Origin of the sequence: Staphylococcus sp. HMSC067F07, assembly GCF_001837405.1 — a bacterium.
Lineage (GTDB): Bacteria > Bacillota > Bacilli > Staphylococcales > Staphylococcaceae > Staphylococcus > Staphylococcus capitis.
This window is the reverse complement of sequence record NZ_KV832212.1, coordinates 1-18,002: the sequence shown is the minus strand read 5'-3', so window position 1 is coordinate 18,002 and position 18,002 is coordinate 1. Positions and strand designations below refer to the sequence as shown.

The following is an 18,002-nucleotide window of genomic DNA, read 5'->3' as shown; positions in this document are numbered from 1 at the left end:
ACCTTTGCGATACAATTTAGTTTTAAAAGAAAGGAGTTTATTTATGTCTATCGTGCGTATTGCCACTTTTATATTGAGTGTGTTTATCGTGGGAATGGTAGAGATGATGGTAGCTGGTATTATGAATTTAATGAGCCATGATCTTAATGTTTCCGAAGCGATTATAGGTCAGCTGGTTACAATGTACGCATTAACATTTGCAATTTGTGGTCCGATTTTAGTTAAATTAACGAATCGATTTGCTGTACGACCAGTTTTATTATGGACGTTATTCACCTTTATCATTGGTAACGGAATCATCGCAATTGCACCGAATTTCACTATTTTAGTTATAGGACGTATACTATCGTCAGCTGCAGCATCATTAATCATTGTTAAGGTCTTAGCCCTAACTGCAATGTTAACGAAACCGAAGAATAGAGGTAAGATGATAGGTGTTGTGTATACAGGATTTAGTGGTGCTAACGTATTTGGTGTCCCTATTGGAACAATGATAGGTGATTGGGTTGGTTGGCGCTTTACATTTCTATTTATTATGGCAGTTAGTGTTCTAGTAGGTATATTGATGATTATCTATCTTCCTAAAGAAAGCGAATTAGCACATGCCAATCGTTCTAATCATTCATCGGACAATGATTCCGAAATACCTTCACGTATCTTACGTCCTATGGAAATCGTAAAATATTTAATTATTACTTTCTTAGTTTTAATAGCAAACTCAGTCACTTTTGTGTATATTAACCCATTAATTTTATCTAAGGGACACGAGTTATCTTTTGTATCTCTAGCATTGTTAATCAACGGTGTTGCTGGAGTAATCGGAACATCACTTGGGGGAGTCTTTGCAGATAAAATTACAAGTAAGCGTTGGTTGATGATATCAGTATCAATCTTCATTATCATGATGCTTGTGTTAAACCAATTACTTGCAGGAACAGTTATTCTACTCATTGGATTGTTTGTATGGAATATTATGCAGTGGAGTACGAACCCTGCGATTCAAAGTGGGATTATTGAACACGTTGAAGGTGATACAAGCCAAGTAATGAGTTGGAATATGTCATGTCTGAACGCCGGTATTGGTTTTGGTGGCATTGTTGGAGGGTTAGTGATATCTCATATTAATGTTCAAGCCATAACCTATACAAGTGCTATAATTGGCTTACTCGGACTTATTGTTGTTTTAACTTTAAAGAACATTCATTACGCTAAAAATTAAAACCTGAATCGCTCATGTTAGTGGATGAGCGTTTCAGGTTTATTTATATATATGAAAGTATTCAGTATCTTCATGGTATTTAGACCAAGGCATTCTATTGTATCTTACAAAGTGACCTAAATCTGCCATCATGTCATGACTTAATTGAATATCTGATTGCGTATAATGATAGTTATTTGCTGATAAAATATTTAAGTTGCCAAACCAAAATATCATATCGAGAATATGGTAAGCAGATTTAAAATGAATGCTTTTAGGTTTACACCAGTCGAAACGTGCTAACCATTTATGTTGAGAATGTGTAGATTGTAGAAAGTTCAATGCCATATTTTTAAAATAAGATGTCGTTATTACTTCTCTTTGTTGTTGTGCACTTTGAACTTCTTCTAAAATGGGAATATCGAATAAGCGCATGATTTCTTTAAAGCGCAATGGTGACAGTTTCCGTGAATCATTCTCTATATAAATATCTCCCTCAGAATTCGTGAAACCAACGAATACTGGTTTTGAAAATGCAGTTACAGATCGTGTCATTTCAGGGCTTTGGATAGGTTGATAAATCAAATCAAGACTTCTCGATGGCCCTCGTTCTACTTTATGTAATCTCATTAAATCTAAAATTTCATTACTAGTTAATGATTCAATTGATTTATCAGGATAATGCTTGTGAACTAAAGATTCAAATTGTTGCGCCTTCTTATTTGCAGTTAGAGGAGAATCACTATGTAATGTGCCACTGAGCAACATCACTTTGTGATAATACTGGTCTAATTCTGGTATTTGCATGAGTGCCATTATGCTCATACTTCCCGCAGATTGACCCATCAACGTTATGTTTTGAGGATTACCACCAAAGTAGGCAATATGATGGTGTACCCATTTTAAAAGGTTGATTTGATCAGACATACCATTATTGTAATCATAATGATTATTGAAATAAGACCAGTCTAAATAACCTAAAGCACCTAAACGATAATTGAAGGTAATAACAATAGTATCTTCTTGTTCTACGAGATGATAGGGATTGTATAAATCTGCTGTTCCGTGCCCTTGAGTAAATCCTCCTCCATAGAAATAAATAACCACGGGTTTTAAATTTTGGGTATTACTTGCTCGCCAAATATTAAGATAAAGACAATTCTCATCTTGTTTAAAAGTTTCAAACGTCTGAACGCCATTTGAGAAGAAATCTTCAAGTGAATTATAGGGTTGGGGAGGGATAGGTTTAGCTTTCTTGGCATCAATCATCTCATCGACAATGTTGTATAACTGTGAATGTTGAAAACGTGTCTTAGAATTAAATGATTGGGCATAAGGTATACCTAGAAATGTATCGATATCACCGTCACTTGTTCCCAGAACTGTTCCTTCATTGATATTTACTTTAACCATATTCCCATCTCCTTATCAATCTCTTAATTTAAACTATACCATTAAAAAAACGCTCGAGATATTTATCTCGAGCGCTATAAGTTATGCGTTAGTTATTTTGTTCTTGACGATCTCTTTCTTTCCAGTCTTTACGTCTTGCTTTTCTGCGACGTTTTCTTAATTTATCGCCCATCTTCTTGTTTAATTTATTGGCACGTTTGAAGTAAATACTTTCGAAGTAACTTGTTGTACCTAATTGATAGAAGATTAAAGCTACAATTGCGATAACTAAGAAATCCCATGGGTAATGAATCCAGTTCATACCCTTGAATTCTTTACTTCCGATGAATGATAAGAATGCGAGTACGACTAAGTAAATAATAATCCATAAACTACCGCCGATTTGTTTTTTAGTGTTTTTCCAATTCATCTTATATTCATAGAAGAAATAAATTGGTAAACCTAAAATGATAATGAAAATAACTTCTGCAGTCGTAGGCCACATAGCCCAATAAATTGCTAGTGACGCAAGTACGAATGATAATGGCGCCATAAATTTTAAGATATTTGCTTTAAATGGACGTGTCATTTTTGGTGCCATTTTACGTAATGAAATAACTGTTGTTGGGCCTGTTAAATATGCTACTAATGTTGCTGTAGAAATAACCGCTGCTAATGTACCCCAGTCACGGAAAAGTGTAACCATAATCATACTGATGATTGCGTTAAATGCAATTGCTACACGTGGAATATTATATTGTTCATTCATTTTACCTAAGAATTTAGGAATATGACCATTCTTTTCCATAGCGCGTAACACACGGCCAGTAACAGCTACGAATGATACACCTGTACCAAATGGTGAAACAACAGCCTCAACATAAAGTAAAATTGCTAACCAATTGATACCTAATAAAATTGCCATATCTGCGAAAGGTGAATTGAAATTAATTCCATTCCAACCATGTTCATGAATCATTGAACTTGGCATTGATGTAATGAACGTACTTTGAAGTACAATGTATAAGATTGCACTTAATGTAAGTGAAATCGCAATACCTCGAGCGATATTTTTCTCGGGATTTTTAATCTCAGATCCCATATTAATGATAGTTTGGAATGCGTTAAATGAGAAAATGATACCTGATGTAGTCGTTGCAGCGAAGATTGGTGCACTACCATATGGCATAAATGCACTTGCTGAGTGACCATAGTTATTTGTATCAAATCCAGAAATCATTAACATAATAATAGTTAATAAAGGTACTCCTAATTTAAATACTGAAATTAAACTAGTGAAAGAAGTTAATAGTTTGACAGACCAGTAGTTTAAAAGGGAGAATATTGCGATAATAACGTAAACGGCGAATAAACCAATTGTACTGATTGAGCCGTCTTTCATTAAAGCTCCCATAGGTTTAGCCCATTCCCAAGGCCACGAACTCATATATTGTACAGCTGAAACAGCTTCAATTGGAATAATTGTTACGAGTGAAACCCAGTTAGCCCATGCCGCTATGAATCCAAGTAGTGAACCATGTGTGTATTGAGCATAATTACTCATGCCACCTGATTGTGGGAACATTGTCCCAATTTCAATATAGTTATAAGCTATCGTTCCAATAACTATGAAACCGATGATCCATGAAATAATGGCGGCTGGACCAGCGATAGAAGATGCCTCCCATGCTCCGAATAACCAACCAGAACCGATTAATGAACCAAGCCCTAGTAAGACGAGTTGCGAGAGGTTAATCTTACTACTTTTTGATTTATTTTTATTTTCCATATTTACTCCTTCTTATGTGCTGAAAGATTTTTCAACAAATTACTGGTACAATTATACGCGAGTTTAATTAATAGTCAAATTGTGTTTTTGTAAAATTTTAATTAACGTTACATAATTAGATTTTTCTGAAAATTAATTATACAATAGCTAATAATATTTAATAAAAGGATTGAAGGGGGTAGCTAATGATGAATAAACAAAAAAATGAAAAGGTTGAACAATTTTTACAAAAAGATAGTCAATGGCAGGCGTGTTATAAATATTTGAGAAAGTTAATTTTTGAAGAAACTGAACTTGAAGAAACATATAAATGGATGCACCCATGTTACACATTAAATAATAAGAATGTAGTGCTTATTCATGGTTTTAAACATTATGTAGCACTACTATTTCATAAAGGGGCTATCTTAGAGGATAAATATCATACGTTAGTGCAACAAACTGAGAAAGTTCAAGCAGCCCGTCAATTGCGTTTTGAAAGTTTAGACGAAATTAAAGAACGAAAAGATGAGATTTTATTCTATATAAATGAAGCCATTCAAACTGAAAAAGCAGGTAAGAAAGTTGAAATGAAGAAAACTAAAGATTATGAAGTGCCTGAAGAGTTAGAGGAAAAATTCTCAGAAAATCCACAATTTAAAGAGGCGTTTGATAATCTGACTCCAGGTCGTCAGCATCAGTACATATATCACATTTCACAAGCGAAACGTAGTCAAACTAGAATTAATCGCATTGAAAAGTATTATGAGCATATTTTAAATGGAAAAGGCATGCAAGATAAGTGATGAAAAGAAAGAGCAGGCGCATGATTTTATTCTCTAAGCATAAATAAAAAACTGTCGACATCGTCAGAGACCATGCCGACAGCTTTAAAGCGAACAGATTCCACCCTGTTCGCTTATTTATTTCACTCTAATTGTTGAATTATTTTTGATCACCATTTAAACGGACTAAAATTTTAGCTTGCGATTTATCATTAACAAGTTGATTGAAACCACTTTCGACTATATTTTCTAATTCAATTTCATCGGTAACTACATCTTTAACATTTAAACTGCCATTAGCGATTAAATCGATTGTTTGTTGGAAAGTTGTTGGTGTATAGGCAATTGTAGTAGTTAATTTAACCCCTCTATTCATTTGAAGAAGAGGATTAAATTCTACTGGGTGACCGAAAATAGCTACGATAACTGAAGTACCACGTGGACGTGTCACTTCAATAGATTGTTGTAATGTAATACCAACACCAGCTACTTCGAATGAAACATCTACACCATTTTCAGTGTTATAATATACAGCTTTTACTGGGTCTACATTTCCAGAGTTAAAGGTATGAGTTGCTCCAACGCTTCTTGCTTTTTCTAAGCGTTCTTCAGATAGATCGAAGACAAAGATTTTACTTGCACCAGCTGCTTTAGCTGCTATAACAGTTAGTAAACCAATAGGGCCAGCTCCAAATACCGCAACTGTGTCACCGAATAATAATTCGCCTTCCTTAACAGCTTGAACAGCTACAGCTGTAGGTTCAACAAGTGCGCCTTCACGTGCTGATACATTGTCAGGTAAATGATACACGTTTGTTTCAGGTGCGTTAGTAAACTCTGCAAACCCTCCATCTGAACCTAAACCTATAAATGAATAACCATCATATAAATCAACATTTTCTTCTTTTTCACGTTTAGAAACAGTTGGGTTTACGACAACTCGATCACCTTTTTTGAAACGTGTGACATCTTTACCAACGTTTTCAACTACGCCAGAAAACTCATGACCCAATGTTACAGGTGCTTTTTGACCTAACAACGGATCAGGTTTGTCTGTTGAAATGAAAATAGGTCCTTCTAAATATTCATGTAAATCTGTACCACAAATACCTGTCCATGAGACTTTCACTTGAACTTCATCATCTTTTAATACTTTTGGATCGCGGTCCTCTACACGAACATCTTTTTGTCCATACCAGACTGCTGCTTTCATAATTTAACAACCCCTCAATTGTTTATTTGACATCGAAACTACATCTTTAGTCTTTCATTTGGTGTAATAATTCTTATCACACTTTGAGAATAATACTATTATGGTAGGTTTTCAATAGGTTAAAGCAAATTTATGTGAAAAAATTCACGAATTTTTGCGGTTTGATTTATTTTTTCATCGAAATTTAACTTTTAGATGGTAAATATTTATTTAGGCTCTATTTTATAAAAAAGTTAACATAGAAAAATATGACTTTGTAAGTTGACTGATGTTTAATAAATTAATATAGGGTATAGACTTATATAACTGCCGAAGTTCACGTGTGCACATATTAGTGTTAGTATGATATTCAGATTGCTAACATAATTATGTGAAATATTACATATTCAAAATTTTAAAAGCAAAGGCCTCTGTGCTCTTGTTTAACTTATGAACCTATTTGTTTAACAACTGCTCTTGAGGCCTTTTATTTTTTGAAATTTGAGGAAACTTCGTCACTTTAACTATTGGAAAGGGGAACAAAACTATGTTAAGTATTAAAAACTTAACCAAAATTTATTCAGGGAATAAAAAAGCAGTTGATAATATTTCCTTGGATATTGAATCTGGTGAATTTATCGCCTTTATTGGGACAAGTGGTAGTGGTAAAACGACCGCATTACGTATGATTAATCGTATGATTGAAGCGACTGACGGTCAGATTACGATGAATGGTAAGGATGTACGTAATATGAATCCAGTAGAATTACGCCGTAGCATAGGTTACGTCATTCAACAAATCGGTTTAATGCCACATATGACCATTCGAGAGAACATTGTTTTAGTACCTAAACTTTTAAAATGGTCTAAAGAGAAGAAAGATAGTAAGGCAAAAGAATTAATTAAATTAGTCGATTTACCTGAAGAATACTTAGATCGCTATCCAGCTGAATTGTCAGGTGGGCAACAACAACGTATTGGAGTAGTGCGTGCACTTGCTGCTGAACAGGATATCATTTTAATGGATGAACCATTTGGCGCACTTGATCCTATAACTCGAGATACGTTACAAGACTTAGTTAAAGAGTTACAACAAAAGCTTGGTAAAACATTTATTTTCGTTACACATGATATGGATGAGGCGATTAAGCTGGCAGATAAAATTTGTATCATGTCTAAAGGGCAAGTTGTGCAGTATGATACACCAGATAATATATTAAGAAATCCTGCGAATGACTTCGTTAAAGACTTTATCGGTCAAAATCGTTTAATACAAGATCGTCCGAATATGAAGACGGTAGAAGGTGCGATGATTAAACCTGTAACAGTACAGGCGGATGATTCATTAAATGATGCAGTTAATATTATGAGAGAACGTCGAGTGGATACCATCTTTGTCGTGAATAATCATAATAAATTATTAGGTTTCTTAGATATTGAAGATATCAATCAAGGTTTAAGAGCAAAAAAAGAATTAATTGATACGATGCAACGTGATATTTATAAGGTACATATTGATTCAAAATTACAAGATTCAGTGCGTACGATTCTTAAACGTAATGTAAGAAACGTACCGGTAGTGGGTGATGATAATGAATTAATTGGTTTAATTACTCGTGCAAACTTAGTGGACATTGTTTACGATTCAATTTGGGGTGAGAGTGATGAGGGCTTAAGGAATGACTCATCTCATTTAAATAATCATCCTACCCACAACCGTGTTCAAGAGGAGCAAGAGGCTAACGTAGCTCAAGAGTCTGACTCACATAAAGGAGCTAATGAGCCTGATGATACTCAGAAAACGGGAGTTGATCAATAATGAGAGCATTCTTTCAAGAATACGGCGGTCAACTCATATCGAAAACAATTGAGCATTTCTATATTTCAATTATTGCTTTACTAATAGCAATTGTTGTAGCGGTGCCACTGGGTATTTTACTTTCTAAAACGACTCGCACAGCTAATGTTGTATTAACCATTGCAGGTGTACTCCAAACAATACCAACACTTGCAGTATTAGCAATTATGATTCCTATCTTTGGTGTAGGTAAGACACCGGCTATTGTAGCTTTATTTATCTATGTTTTACTACCGATTTTGAATAATACAGTATTAGGTGTAAAAAATATTGATAAAAATGTTATTCAAGCAGGTCAAAGTATGGGGATGACGAAGATGCAATTAATGAAAGATGTTGAATTACCACTTGCATTACCTCTTATCATTAGTGGTATCCGACTTTCAAGTGTGTATGTTATTAGTTGGGCAACTCTTGCAAGTTATGTCGGAGCTGGCGGATTAGGTGACTTGGTATTTAACGGTTTAAATCTTTATCAACCACCTATGATTATAAGTGCAGCTATTTTAGTAACACTTTTAGCGTTAATTGTTGACTTCTTACTTTCATTAGTTGAAAAGTGGGCAGTGCCTAAAGGTCTCAAAGTATCTAGATAATTAAAAAGGGAGGAAACGTCTTTGAAGAAACATATGAAATATACAGTCATTCTCATTGCATTGTCCCTCTTAGTATTATCTGGGTGTAGTTTGCCAGGCCTTGGTGATGGCAATGCAAAAGATGATGTAAAAATTACGACGACTGAAACAAGTGAAACAAAAATTATTGGTAATATGGAAAAATTAATGATTGAGCATGAAACAAATGGCAAAATCAAACCAACTTTAATTGGTAACTTAGGATCAAGTATTATTCAGCATAATGCGTTACAACGCGGAGATGTGAATATGTCGTCAGTTCGATACACAGGTACGGAACTAACAAGTGTACTTGATGCTAAACCGACGAAGGACCCTAAAAAGGCGATGTCAGAAACGCAACGCTTATTTAAAAAGAAATATGATCAAAAATATTATGATTCTCTAGGGTTTGCTAACACATACGCTTTTATGGTTACTAAAGAAACAGCTAAGAAATATCATTTAGAAAAAGTATCAGATCTTAAAAAGTATAAAGATAAATTGCGTTTAGGTATGGATACGCAATGGATGAATCGTGCAGGAGATGGCTATCCTGCATTCGTTAAAGATTATGGCTTTAAATTTGATAGTGCTCGTCCAATGCAAATTGGTTTAGTTTATGATGCACTTAAAAATAAAAAATTAGATGTAGCAGTAGGATATTCTACAGATGGGCGTATTGCAGCCTATGATTTAAAAATCTTAAAAGATGATCGTAAATTCTTCCCACCATATGATGGCAGTCCTCTAGCTACGGAGAAATTAATTAAAGATAATCCTAAAATTGATAAAGCATTGAAAAAACTACAAGGTAAAATTAATACTAAAGAAATGCAAAAATTAAATTATGAAGCGGATGGTAAAGGCAAAGAACCTGCCGTGATTGCGGAAGAGTACTTGAAGAAACATCATTATTTTGATGATGAGAAAGGAGGGCAAAAATAATGAAAGGCAATTTATTGCATTCAATCCTAGAGTATTATTCACTCAACTGGGCCTTCCTTTTAGAACTTTTCTTTAAACACTTACTTATGTCTGTTTATGGAGTGTTATTCGCTTGTATCATTGGTATACCCATTGGGATTTTTATAGCGAAATATAAACGCTTATCATGGCCAATCATTACGATTGCTAACATTATCCAAACAGTACCTGCCATTGCGATGCTAGCGATTCTAATGTTAGCTATGGGTCTAGGACCAACTACTGTTGTTGTGACCGTGTTCTTATATTCTTTACTACCAATTATTAAAAATACGTACACAGGTATCGTAGAAGTTGATGATAACATTAAAGATGCGGGTAAAGGTATGGGCATGACGGGCAACCAAATTTTAAGAATGATTGAGCTTCCTTTATCATTATCTGTGATTATTGGAGGTATAAGAATCGCACTTGTAGTAGCAATTGGTATTGTAGCGATTGGTTCATTTATAGGTGCGCCAACACTTGGGGATATTATCATTCGTGGTACAAATTCTACAGATGGAACAACATTCATTTTAGCTGGTGCCATTCCTATTGCATTAATCGCTATAATTATTGACATTGGATTACGCTTTTTAGAGAAGCGTTTAGATCCAACTCGCAAAAATAAAAAACTCAGTCACAAGAAGACCAAGTTCAAAAATTAGGATAATATTCAGTGATTTGTAATTGTTAATAATAAAGAGCTACATTTCCTATTAAAAGTATAAGGAAATGTAGCTCTATTTTTATATTATAAAGTTTAAAAATTTATAATAAGATTGGTGCGAGAATAGGTACAACAGCTACGACAATTACGCCTACAATAACAACGGCGATACTTCCCATAGATTCTTCTGTTTCACCTAAATCTTTAGCAGCAGCTACACCCAGAGTGTGGCCACTAGTACCTAAAGCTAATCCTCTCGCAATGGGGTTTGAAATTCTAAACATTTTAACTATTTTAGCACCTAGTGCAGAAATAACTACTGCATTTAAAATAACCGCCAAGGAAGTTAATTCTTTTACTCCGCCAATACCTTCAGATACAGGTAAAGCGATTGCTGTTGTTGCTGCTTGAGGTAGCATTGATGCTGTAATCTGAGAACCAAATTGGAATAATCTAGCAACTAGGTATATCAAAATAAGTGCTACGACAGTACCTATGGCAATTCCACCAAATATTTGAATCCAGTATTTTTTTAATACATCACGTTTTTTATATAAAGGTATCGCAAAACTAATAGTAGCCGGTTCTAAAAAGAAGTTAATGATATTACCACCAATTTTGTAATTTTGATAGCTAATGCCAGTTACCTTTAAAAACACTATTCCTACAACCATACTGACAAATAATGGTGCCAATAAGAAGAAACCATTTGTTTTTTTATATAGGTATGTAGCAATTACGAAAGGAATTAATGAAAGTAATATTCCAAAGTATGGTGTGTGAATTCCTAAATGATCAAGCATTGTTTAACCTCCGATTTGACTAGTTTCTTCATTTTTTTCTTTAGATGGGAAAAGTGATTTCGTAACTAAAAGTTGTGAAGCAAAACCAGTGCTAATAAGTAATAAAATAGTTGAAATAATAATTAATAAAATAATTAAAACAGGACTCTTACTTAAGATTGGTAATGAGTTAATAACTGAAATACCAGCTGGAACGAAAAGGAAACTAATATTATTAGTTAAAGCAGTTCCTACAGATTCAACTTGTCCTAATTTGACTATGCCAGTGCATAGAGCGATGAATAATAATACTAAACCAATAACTGAAGCTGGCATAGGAATCGGGATAAATGATTCGATTATTTTAGAAATTAATAAAATAACTGCCAGTGTTAAGGCTTGTTGAAAAACATTATATGTTTTCTCTTGGGGGTTTTTATTATCTTCCTTATTTGAATTAGAGTTTGACAACTTTAATTCCTCCTTTGCTTTCTATAAAACACATTGTAAAATGTATTTATTTTTTAAGGGTAATTCTATTGAAATAATACTAAAAACGTAAATAAATTGTCATGGAAATTATATTTTTTTGACTTATTTTTGTGAGTTCCAAGAATTCAATCAATAAATTAAGCCCTTACATATCTTAAACCTATAAGTTCAAACATTATAGTATGGAAATATTAAAGTAAATAGTGTAGAATAAGTTTCTATATTTACAAATTTTCTAAAAATTATAAGAAGTCATTTCTTGATAGAAGGTACTATACATAATAAGACTTAATTTAAAAATTTTACCATATTTGTTGGTATCATTTAAAAAGTAAATTTAAATGTGATAAAGTTTCTTAATGTAAAATTACGAAAAAATAATCAGGGGTATTTTCGTTAATTAAGATAAATAAATATATTTAAAGTGAGTTAGTCTTTCAGATTTAGGGTTTCTAATTCAAGTAGGAGGAATAAATGATAGATGAATACTTCAAAAGAATTTAGGGGAGATAACCGCCTTTTACTAGGGATCATATTAGGAGTTATCACGTTTTGGTTATTTGCACAGTCACTGGTTAACTTGGTTGTCCCGTTACAATCATCTTATAACAGTGATATCGGTACGATAAATATTGCTGTGAGTTTATCTGCATTATTTTCTGGCTTATTTATTGTTGGTGCCGGTGATATCGCGGATAAATTTGGACGCGTTAAACTTACATATATTGGATTAGCATTAAATATCATTGGTTCAATTCTTATCATTATTACACCATTACCGAGTCTATTAATTATTGGTCGTGCAGTTCAAGGACTTTCTGCTGCATGTATAATGCCCGCGACGTTAGCGATTATTAATGAATATTACATCGGCACAGCTAGACAACGCGCGCTTAGTTATTGGTCTATTGGCTCATGGGGTGGTAGTGGCGTCTGTACATTATTTGGTGGATTAATGGCGACAAATTTTGGCTGGCGTTCTATTTTTATTATCTCTATTATTTTGACGATATTAGCAATGTTTTTAATGAAACATACTCCCGAGACGAAAGCTGAACCTATCGGCAATAAACCTCTGGAACCTAAGAAATTTGATGTTATTGGATTAATCATTTTAGTGATTTGTATGTTAAGTATTAATGTTATTATTACTCAAACATCTAATTATGGCTTGATGTCTCCACTTATATTAGGTTTAATTGCCGTTTTCGTTATCTCACTCATCGTATTCGTTATGTATGAGAATAGAATCAAACATCCTCTTGTTGACTTTGATTTATTTAAAAATAAAGGCTATACCGGTGCAACAGTTTCAAACTTTATGTTAAATGGTGTTGCAGGTGGTACGTTAATTGTGGTTAACACTTATTATCAACAGCAATTAGATTTTAATTCTCAACAAACAGGCTATATTTCACTTACATATTTAGTAGCGGTATTAATTATGATTCGTGTAGGTGAAAAGATTTTACAAGCATTAGGACCTAAACGACCACTACTTATGGGAAGTGGTTTTACAGTTATAGGTTTAATTCTACTTTCTTTAACATTTTTACCTGACGCATGGTACATCGCAGCGAGTGTTGTAGGGTATTTATTATTTGGTACTGGTTTAGGTATCTATGCGACGCCTTCAACAGATACAGCTGTTGCTCAAGCACCAGACGAAAAAGTAGGTGTAGCTTCAGGTGTATACAAAATGGCTTCTTCTTTAGGGAATGCCTTTGGTGTCGCTATTTCAAGTACAGTTTATAGTGTGCTTGCTGCGCAATTAAATTTATCACTCGGTGGTTTTATGGGTGTGATATTTAACGCAATTGTAGCACTCCTCGCTCTAGTAGCTATCTTGTTCTTAGTTCCGAAAAAACAATCAAATTTATAAAAATCATGGATGGCGTATTGGCCATCCATTTTCTAAAATAAAAATTAACAGAAAATTTAGAAAAAAGAGCGAATGTGCATTGACGCTTTATCTTTTAAGTAGTAGTTTAAAAATAATATCATTTAATAAAGGGGATGTAAGGAATGAAAATAGCAATTGCGGGTTCTGGCGCACTTGGAAGTGGGTTTGGAGCCAAACTGTTTCAAAATGGTTATGACGTATCTCTTATAGATGGTTGGGAACCCCAAGTCACATCTATTCAACAGGAAGGCTTACATATTGATATTAATGGTGAGGGATATCATTTTGACATTCCTATGCATTGTCTTTCACAAATTCCGTCAAATGAACTTTACGATGTTATATTTTTATTTCCTAAATCTATGCAATTAGAGTCAGTGTTAGATGCAATCAAACCTCATATTCATAAAGAAACCATTGTGGTTTGTACGATGAATGGGTTAAAACATGAACGACTCATTCGCAATTATGTAGAAGATGTCCGTATTGTTCGTGGTGTCACTACATGGACAGCCGGTATAGACGTTCCGGGTCATACTCACCTTATGGGAAGCGGTCCCGTAGAAGTTGGTTGTCTTGTTCCAGAGGGGATCGATAACGTAAAAATTATCGTAGATATCCTCAATCAAAGTGAATTAAATGGAGTCGTAAGCGAAGATTTACATCAATCAATTTGGAAGAAGATTTGTGTTAACGGCACAGCGAATGCATTGTGCAGTATCTTGGAGTGTAACTTAGCCACTTTAAATGAAAGTAGCTATGCCAAAAATTTAATTTATAAATTAACACAAGAAATTGTTCATGTTGCAACATCTGATCATGTTCACCTTAATGTTGATGAAGTTTTTGAATATCTAATAGACTTGAATGAAAAGGTAGGTCCGCACTATCCTTCTATGTATCAAGATTTAATCAAAGATCATCGTAAAACTGAAATTGACTATATTAATGGTGCAGTTGCACGATTAGGCAAAGAAAATCATATACCCGCTCCAGTGAATGAATTTGTGACAAATCTGATTCATTCAAAGGAAAGTCAGTTAAACGCACAATAAATAATGAAGTAGGACATTTGTTTTAACTTTTTTATAAGATGATGAAGAAGTTAATCGATGTGCTACTTCTTTTTTTACAATATGCTTTAGCTTTTTTGAAAAGGGTAAACACAAAACTGAGTAAAAAAGGAGATGTTATGATGTCTAGTACATGTAAAAGAATCATGGTTACAGGCCTTGTTGGAGGCTTCATTGGAGGCGCTATTAAAATGGGATGGGAAGCGTTAGTACCGCCGAGAACTCCTGAACGTGAAGAAGAGCCGCCACCTATGACATTATTAAATCAATTAGGCTTACCTGAGAAGGTTAAACATGCTACTTATAACTACAATCAAAATGAAATACCAATAGCTGTGATGGGCATTCATTATGGCTTTTCAATTGCACATGCGTTCGCATATGCGATTCTTGCTGAAAGATATTCCAAAGTAACTGTTTTAAGAGGGAGTTTATTTGGCATAGCTATAAATATTGCATTTCATGAATACTTGTTACCTCGTGTAGGTTTAACTCCTGAAATTGATGAGTTACCTAAAGAAGAACGTATTTCTGAATTACTAGGTCATATTGTTTGGATGAATACTATTGATTACGTTAGATCAGCTTTAAAATAAAGCTATTGAGGAAATTCATTTTAAAAAATAGAAAGAAAAGGTGAATAAAATGACTAAAATATTTGTAACAGGAGCAACAGGTTTAATTGGCACGAAATTAGTAAAACGTCTTAAAGAAGAGGGACATGTAGTCGCAGGTTTTACTACATCAGAACATGGTAAACAGAAATTGGAAAATGCAGGTGTGCAACCTTATGTCGGTGATATTCTTAAAGCCGACACAATTGATGCAGCTATAGAAGCTTTTAAACCTGAAATCATTATCAATCAAATTACTGATTTAAAAAATGTAGATATGAGTGCGAATACTAAAGTGAGAATTGATGGTTCTAAAAATTTAATGGATGCTGCAATTAAGCATAACGTTAGAAAAGTAATCGCGCAGAGCATTGCTTTTACCTATGAAGCTGGTGAAGGATTAGCTACAGAAGAAACGCCTTTAGACTATAATTCTACCGGAGATAGAAAAGTCACAGTCGATGGCGTAGAAGGTCTTGAAAATGAAACTAAACGTCTAGGAGAATATGTTGTTTTACGTTTTGGTTGGTTATATGGACCAGGAACTTGGTATGGCAAAGATGGCATGATTTATAACCAATTTATCGACGGCGATGTTACATTAAGCGATGGTGTTACATCATTTGTGCATCTTGATGATGCTGTAGAAACGTCTATTCAAGCGATTAATTTTGATAATGGTATTTACAATGTAGCAGACGATGAACCTGTAAAAGGTTCTGATTTTGCTGAATGGTATAAGAATCAATTACAGGTTAATCCAAAAATAACAATACAACCCGCACAACCATTTGAACGAGGTGTGACGAATGACAAATTCAAAGCACAAGGTGGTAAACTCATCTATTCAACGTGGAAAGATGGTATGAATCCTATAGAATAAAAGAAATGCACTATTTAGAGTGTTTAGTTCGTCTTCTGTATAGATGTCTTCACGCTCTAAATAGTGCTATTTATATGGTTTATTAATTCAAATTATTACTCTGTTTTATTAGCTTGGTTTAGTTCTAATTGATCTTTAAGTTTGGCTGCTTCTTTTTTAGCTTGTTTCCCATAATAAGAGTGTGCAAGATGCATTTGAACTATTAGGAATGCTGCACTGATACTCCAGTATAGACCAAGTGCTGAAGCGGAAGTTAAAGAAGCATATGTAATGAATATCGGCGAAACTACCATAATTACATAATATGTTTTTCTTTGATCTTTAGGGTAATGAATTGAATTGACTAATGGTTGAATAAAGTACATACTAGCTGCGATAATTGTCATAATTAAATTTGGTTCAGTTAAGTTAAACCACAAGAAATGAGGATACTTAGTGATTCCATCACTTGTTGGATATTTCAAACTCATGTATAACCCCATTAGTATTGGTATTTGAATAATTACCGGAAAGCATCCAATCATGTTTTTAAAAGGGTTAATTCCATATGATTTATATTTCTTCATTAATAATTGATTAGCCGCATTACGTTCTTCTTGAGTGTCAGCCTTTTTGATTTTCTCTCTAATCGCATCTAATTCTGGTTTTACCACATTCGTTTTCTCACGCATCATATGCATATTTTTCACTTGAATTACCATTAAAGGTAGTAATATAAATCGTACAATAAGAACAATAACAATTATAGCTAAACCATAATTGTCATTAAATAATCTACCTAAAAAGTGAAGTAAGCTGTCCATTGGTTTAACAAATAAATTATAGAAAAAGCCTGTTTGATTCTCTTTTTTCGAGTAATCACAGCCGGCTAAAAATATTATTAAACTTAACAATATTAAAGCAAGTCGTTTGTGCATAGTCATCTTCCTTTTTATCTCTATCTCTAACAATATAATTGAATTTTAACAAAAAATTACGTACAAAGTATTTATAGATATAAAAAATTGCACACTCTAAAAGTATCAAAATTGAAACTTTAGAATGTGCAATCATTCTTAAATGTAAAGATTCATTGCTTAAGTGTTAAAATCTGATATTTAACTTTTGGGATGACGTGTCAAAACATTAATGGCTAACCATATCATCATCATTAACAAGAAAAGGTAAACACTCGTTAACAGCCACTTCGCATGTGCAGGTAACCATGATAATACAAATGTCCAACTTACATTTCCTAATATAAACAAAGGAAGTAAATAAATAACAATACTCAATATGACAAATAATGTGATGATCAGGAGGAATGTTATAAATGGAACTTTCCTTTTATCATAGATTACACGTTGGTGTTTTAAGTGATTAAGTCGTATTAAATTCAGAAGTAAAAACACAAATGCCCCAAGACCGGTTATAATAGTTATCGTATGATTAAAACTTTTAGACTCATCAATTTTTTGTTCAATAGTTGTATAGTGATCATTATTTAAAATTTGTGAACTTAAGTTTTCAGCTAGATTTGCCACTTGAGATGAATTCATATTTCCTAACACGACAATTCCGTAAGATTTAGTAGGATTGAGTAAAATTTCTGACGAGAAATTATTAAGAGTACCTGGATGAGAAATAATGTGGCTGCTCGAATTAATAAACCAACCTGCAGCATAACCATCATCTTCTGATTGATTTTCAGTTTCTGAAATCTTTTGATGTGAGTGTTTGATTATAGAATTCATTTTAGATGAAGGTTTTAATTGTTGTTTAACCCAATTTGGTTCTGTTGCAAAGTAAAAAATATAGCTAACCACTAAT

The 18,002-nt window shown here is 33.5% G+C and carries 16 protein-coding genes and 1 pseudogene; 10 read left to right on the top strand and 7 right to left on the bottom strand.

Going from position 1 to position 18,002, the window contains the following annotated elements; translation table 11 throughout:
- The first annotated feature begins 43 nt into the window (after positions 1-43).
- Positions 44-1,219, top strand: a complete 1,176-nt coding sequence (locus tag HMPREF2706_RS00905) for an MFS transporter (RefSeq protein ID WP_070862124.1) — start codon at positions 44-46, stop codon at positions 1,217-1,219.
- A gap of 39 nt (positions 1,220-1,258) precedes the next feature.
- On the opposite strand, the gene HMPREF2706_RS00900 is transcribed toward HMPREF2706_RS00905, so the two are convergent.
- Together HMPREF2706_RS00900 and HMPREF2706_RS00895 are read right to left on the bottom strand one after the other, a co-directional pair.
- On the bottom strand, positions 1,259-2,611 hold the full coding sequence (locus HMPREF2706_RS00900; protein WP_070597677.1) for a carboxylesterase family protein: 1,353 nt from the start codon (positions 2,609-2,611) through the stop codon (positions 1,259-1,261).
- A gap of 88 nt (positions 2,612-2,699) precedes the next feature.
- Positions 2,700-4,379, bottom strand: coding sequence for an APC family permease (locus HMPREF2706_RS00895; RefSeq protein WP_002469890.1), 1,680 nt, complete (start codon positions 4,377-4,379; stop codon positions 2,700-2,702).
- A 185-nt stretch (positions 4,380-4,564) separates the two neighbouring features.
- Here HMPREF2706_RS00895 and HMPREF2706_RS00890 point away from each other — a divergent pair, with 185 nt between their 5' ends.
- Positions 4,565-5,164 carry a YdeI/OmpD-associated family protein gene (locus HMPREF2706_RS00890; RefSeq protein ID WP_037550357.1) on the top strand — a complete coding sequence of 200 codons (600 nt, stop codon included), beginning with the start codon at positions 4,565-4,567 and terminating at the stop codon, positions 5,162-5,164.
- A gap of 139 nt (positions 5,165-5,303) precedes the next feature.
- Here the strand turns inward: HMPREF2706_RS00890 and HMPREF2706_RS00885 are convergent, their stop codons facing one another.
- A complete protein-coding gene (locus HMPREF2706_RS00885) occupies positions 5,304-6,356 on the bottom strand; it encodes a 2,3-butanediol dehydrogenase (RefSeq protein ID WP_070862122.1) in 1,053 nt (350 codons plus the stop codon).
- A 526-nt stretch (positions 6,357-6,882) separates the two neighbouring features.
- Between HMPREF2706_RS00885 and HMPREF2706_RS00880 the strand changes: the two genes are divergently transcribed.
- The 4 genes from HMPREF2706_RS00880 to HMPREF2706_RS00865 are packed head-to-tail and all read left to right on the top strand — an operon-like array spanning position 6,883 to position 10,444.
- The gene (locus HMPREF2706_RS00880; RefSeq protein ID WP_002432604.1) at positions 6,883-8,154 is read left to right on the top strand and encodes a betaine/proline/choline family ABC transporter ATP-binding protein; all 1,272 of its coding nucleotides are present in this window, start codon (positions 6,883-6,885) and stop codon (positions 8,152-8,154) included.
- The gene (locus HMPREF2706_RS00875; protein WP_002432732.1) at positions 8,154-8,789 is read left to right on the top strand and encodes an ABC transporter permease; all 636 of its coding nucleotides are present in this window, start codon (positions 8,154-8,156) and stop codon (positions 8,787-8,789) included. Before HMPREF2706_RS00880 ends, HMPREF2706_RS00875 begins: the two co-directional genes overlap by 1 nt.
- A 21-nt stretch (positions 8,790-8,810) precedes the next feature.
- On the top strand, positions 8,811-9,755 hold the full coding sequence (locus HMPREF2706_RS00870) for an osmoprotectant ABC transporter substrate-binding protein (RefSeq protein WP_002432629.1): 945 nt from the start codon (positions 8,811-8,813) through the stop codon (positions 9,753-9,755).
- Positions 9,755-10,444: an ABC transporter permease gene (locus HMPREF2706_RS00865; RefSeq protein ID WP_049428444.1), complete on the top strand. Its 690-nt coding sequence runs from the start codon at positions 9,755-9,757 to the stop codon at positions 10,442-10,444. The genes HMPREF2706_RS00870 and HMPREF2706_RS00865 overlap by 1 nt, the downstream gene beginning before the upstream one ends.
- Before the next feature lie 103 nt (positions 10,445-10,547).
- Here HMPREF2706_RS00865 and lrgB read toward each other — a convergent pair whose 3' ends face one another.
- Both lrgB and lrgA read right to left on the bottom strand, forming a co-directional pair.
- A complete protein-coding gene (gene lrgB, locus HMPREF2706_RS00860) occupies positions 10,548-11,249 on the bottom strand; it encodes an antiholin-like protein LrgB (protein ID WP_070597676.1) in 702 nt (233 codons plus the stop codon).
- A 3-nt stretch (positions 11,250-11,252) separates the two neighbouring features.
- Positions 11,253-11,699, bottom strand: a complete 447-nt coding sequence (lrgA, locus tag HMPREF2706_RS00855) for an antiholin-like murein hydrolase modulator LrgA (protein WP_002432718.1) — start codon at positions 11,697-11,699, stop codon at positions 11,253-11,255.
- A 502-nt stretch (positions 11,700-12,201) separates the two neighbouring features.
- Between lrgA and HMPREF2706_RS00850 the strand changes: the two genes are divergently transcribed.
- The 4 genes from HMPREF2706_RS00850 (at position 12,202) to HMPREF2706_RS00835 (ending at position 16,193) form a co-directional block, all read left to right on the top strand.
- A complete protein-coding gene (locus HMPREF2706_RS00850; RefSeq protein WP_037550348.1) occupies positions 12,202-13,602 on the top strand; it encodes an MFS transporter in 1,401 nt (466 codons plus the stop codon).
- 143 nt (positions 13,603-13,745) lie between these two features.
- The gene (locus tag HMPREF2706_RS00845) at positions 13,746-14,678 is read left to right on the top strand and encodes a 2-dehydropantoate 2-reductase (RefSeq protein ID WP_070597675.1); all 933 of its coding nucleotides are present in this window, start codon (positions 13,746-13,748) and stop codon (positions 14,676-14,678) included.
- 140 nt (positions 14,679-14,818) lie between these two features.
- Positions 14,819-15,292 carry a DUF1440 domain-containing protein gene (locus tag HMPREF2706_RS00840; protein WP_037550344.1) on the top strand — a complete coding sequence of 158 codons (474 nt, stop codon included), beginning with the start codon at positions 14,819-14,821 and terminating at the stop codon, positions 15,290-15,292.
- A gap of 49 nt (positions 15,293-15,341) precedes the next feature.
- On the top strand, positions 15,342-16,193 hold the full coding sequence (locus tag HMPREF2706_RS00835) for an NAD-dependent epimerase/dehydratase family protein (protein ID WP_070862120.1): 852 nt from the start codon (positions 15,342-15,344) through the stop codon (positions 16,191-16,193).
- Positions 16,194-16,288: 95 nt separating this feature from the next.
- Here HMPREF2706_RS00835 and yidC read toward each other — a convergent pair whose 3' ends face one another.
- Together yidC and HMPREF2706_RS00825 are read right to left on the bottom strand one after the other, a co-directional pair.
- Positions 16,289-17,110, bottom strand: coding sequence for a membrane protein insertase YidC (yidC, locus tag HMPREF2706_RS00830; RefSeq protein ID WP_002432847.1), 822 nt, complete (start codon positions 17,108-17,110; stop codon positions 16,289-16,291).
- Between the two features lie 180 nt (positions 17,111-17,290).
- Positions 17,291-18,002, bottom strand: a pseudogene (locus HMPREF2706_RS00825) (serine hydrolase FLP); the annotation flags it as partial.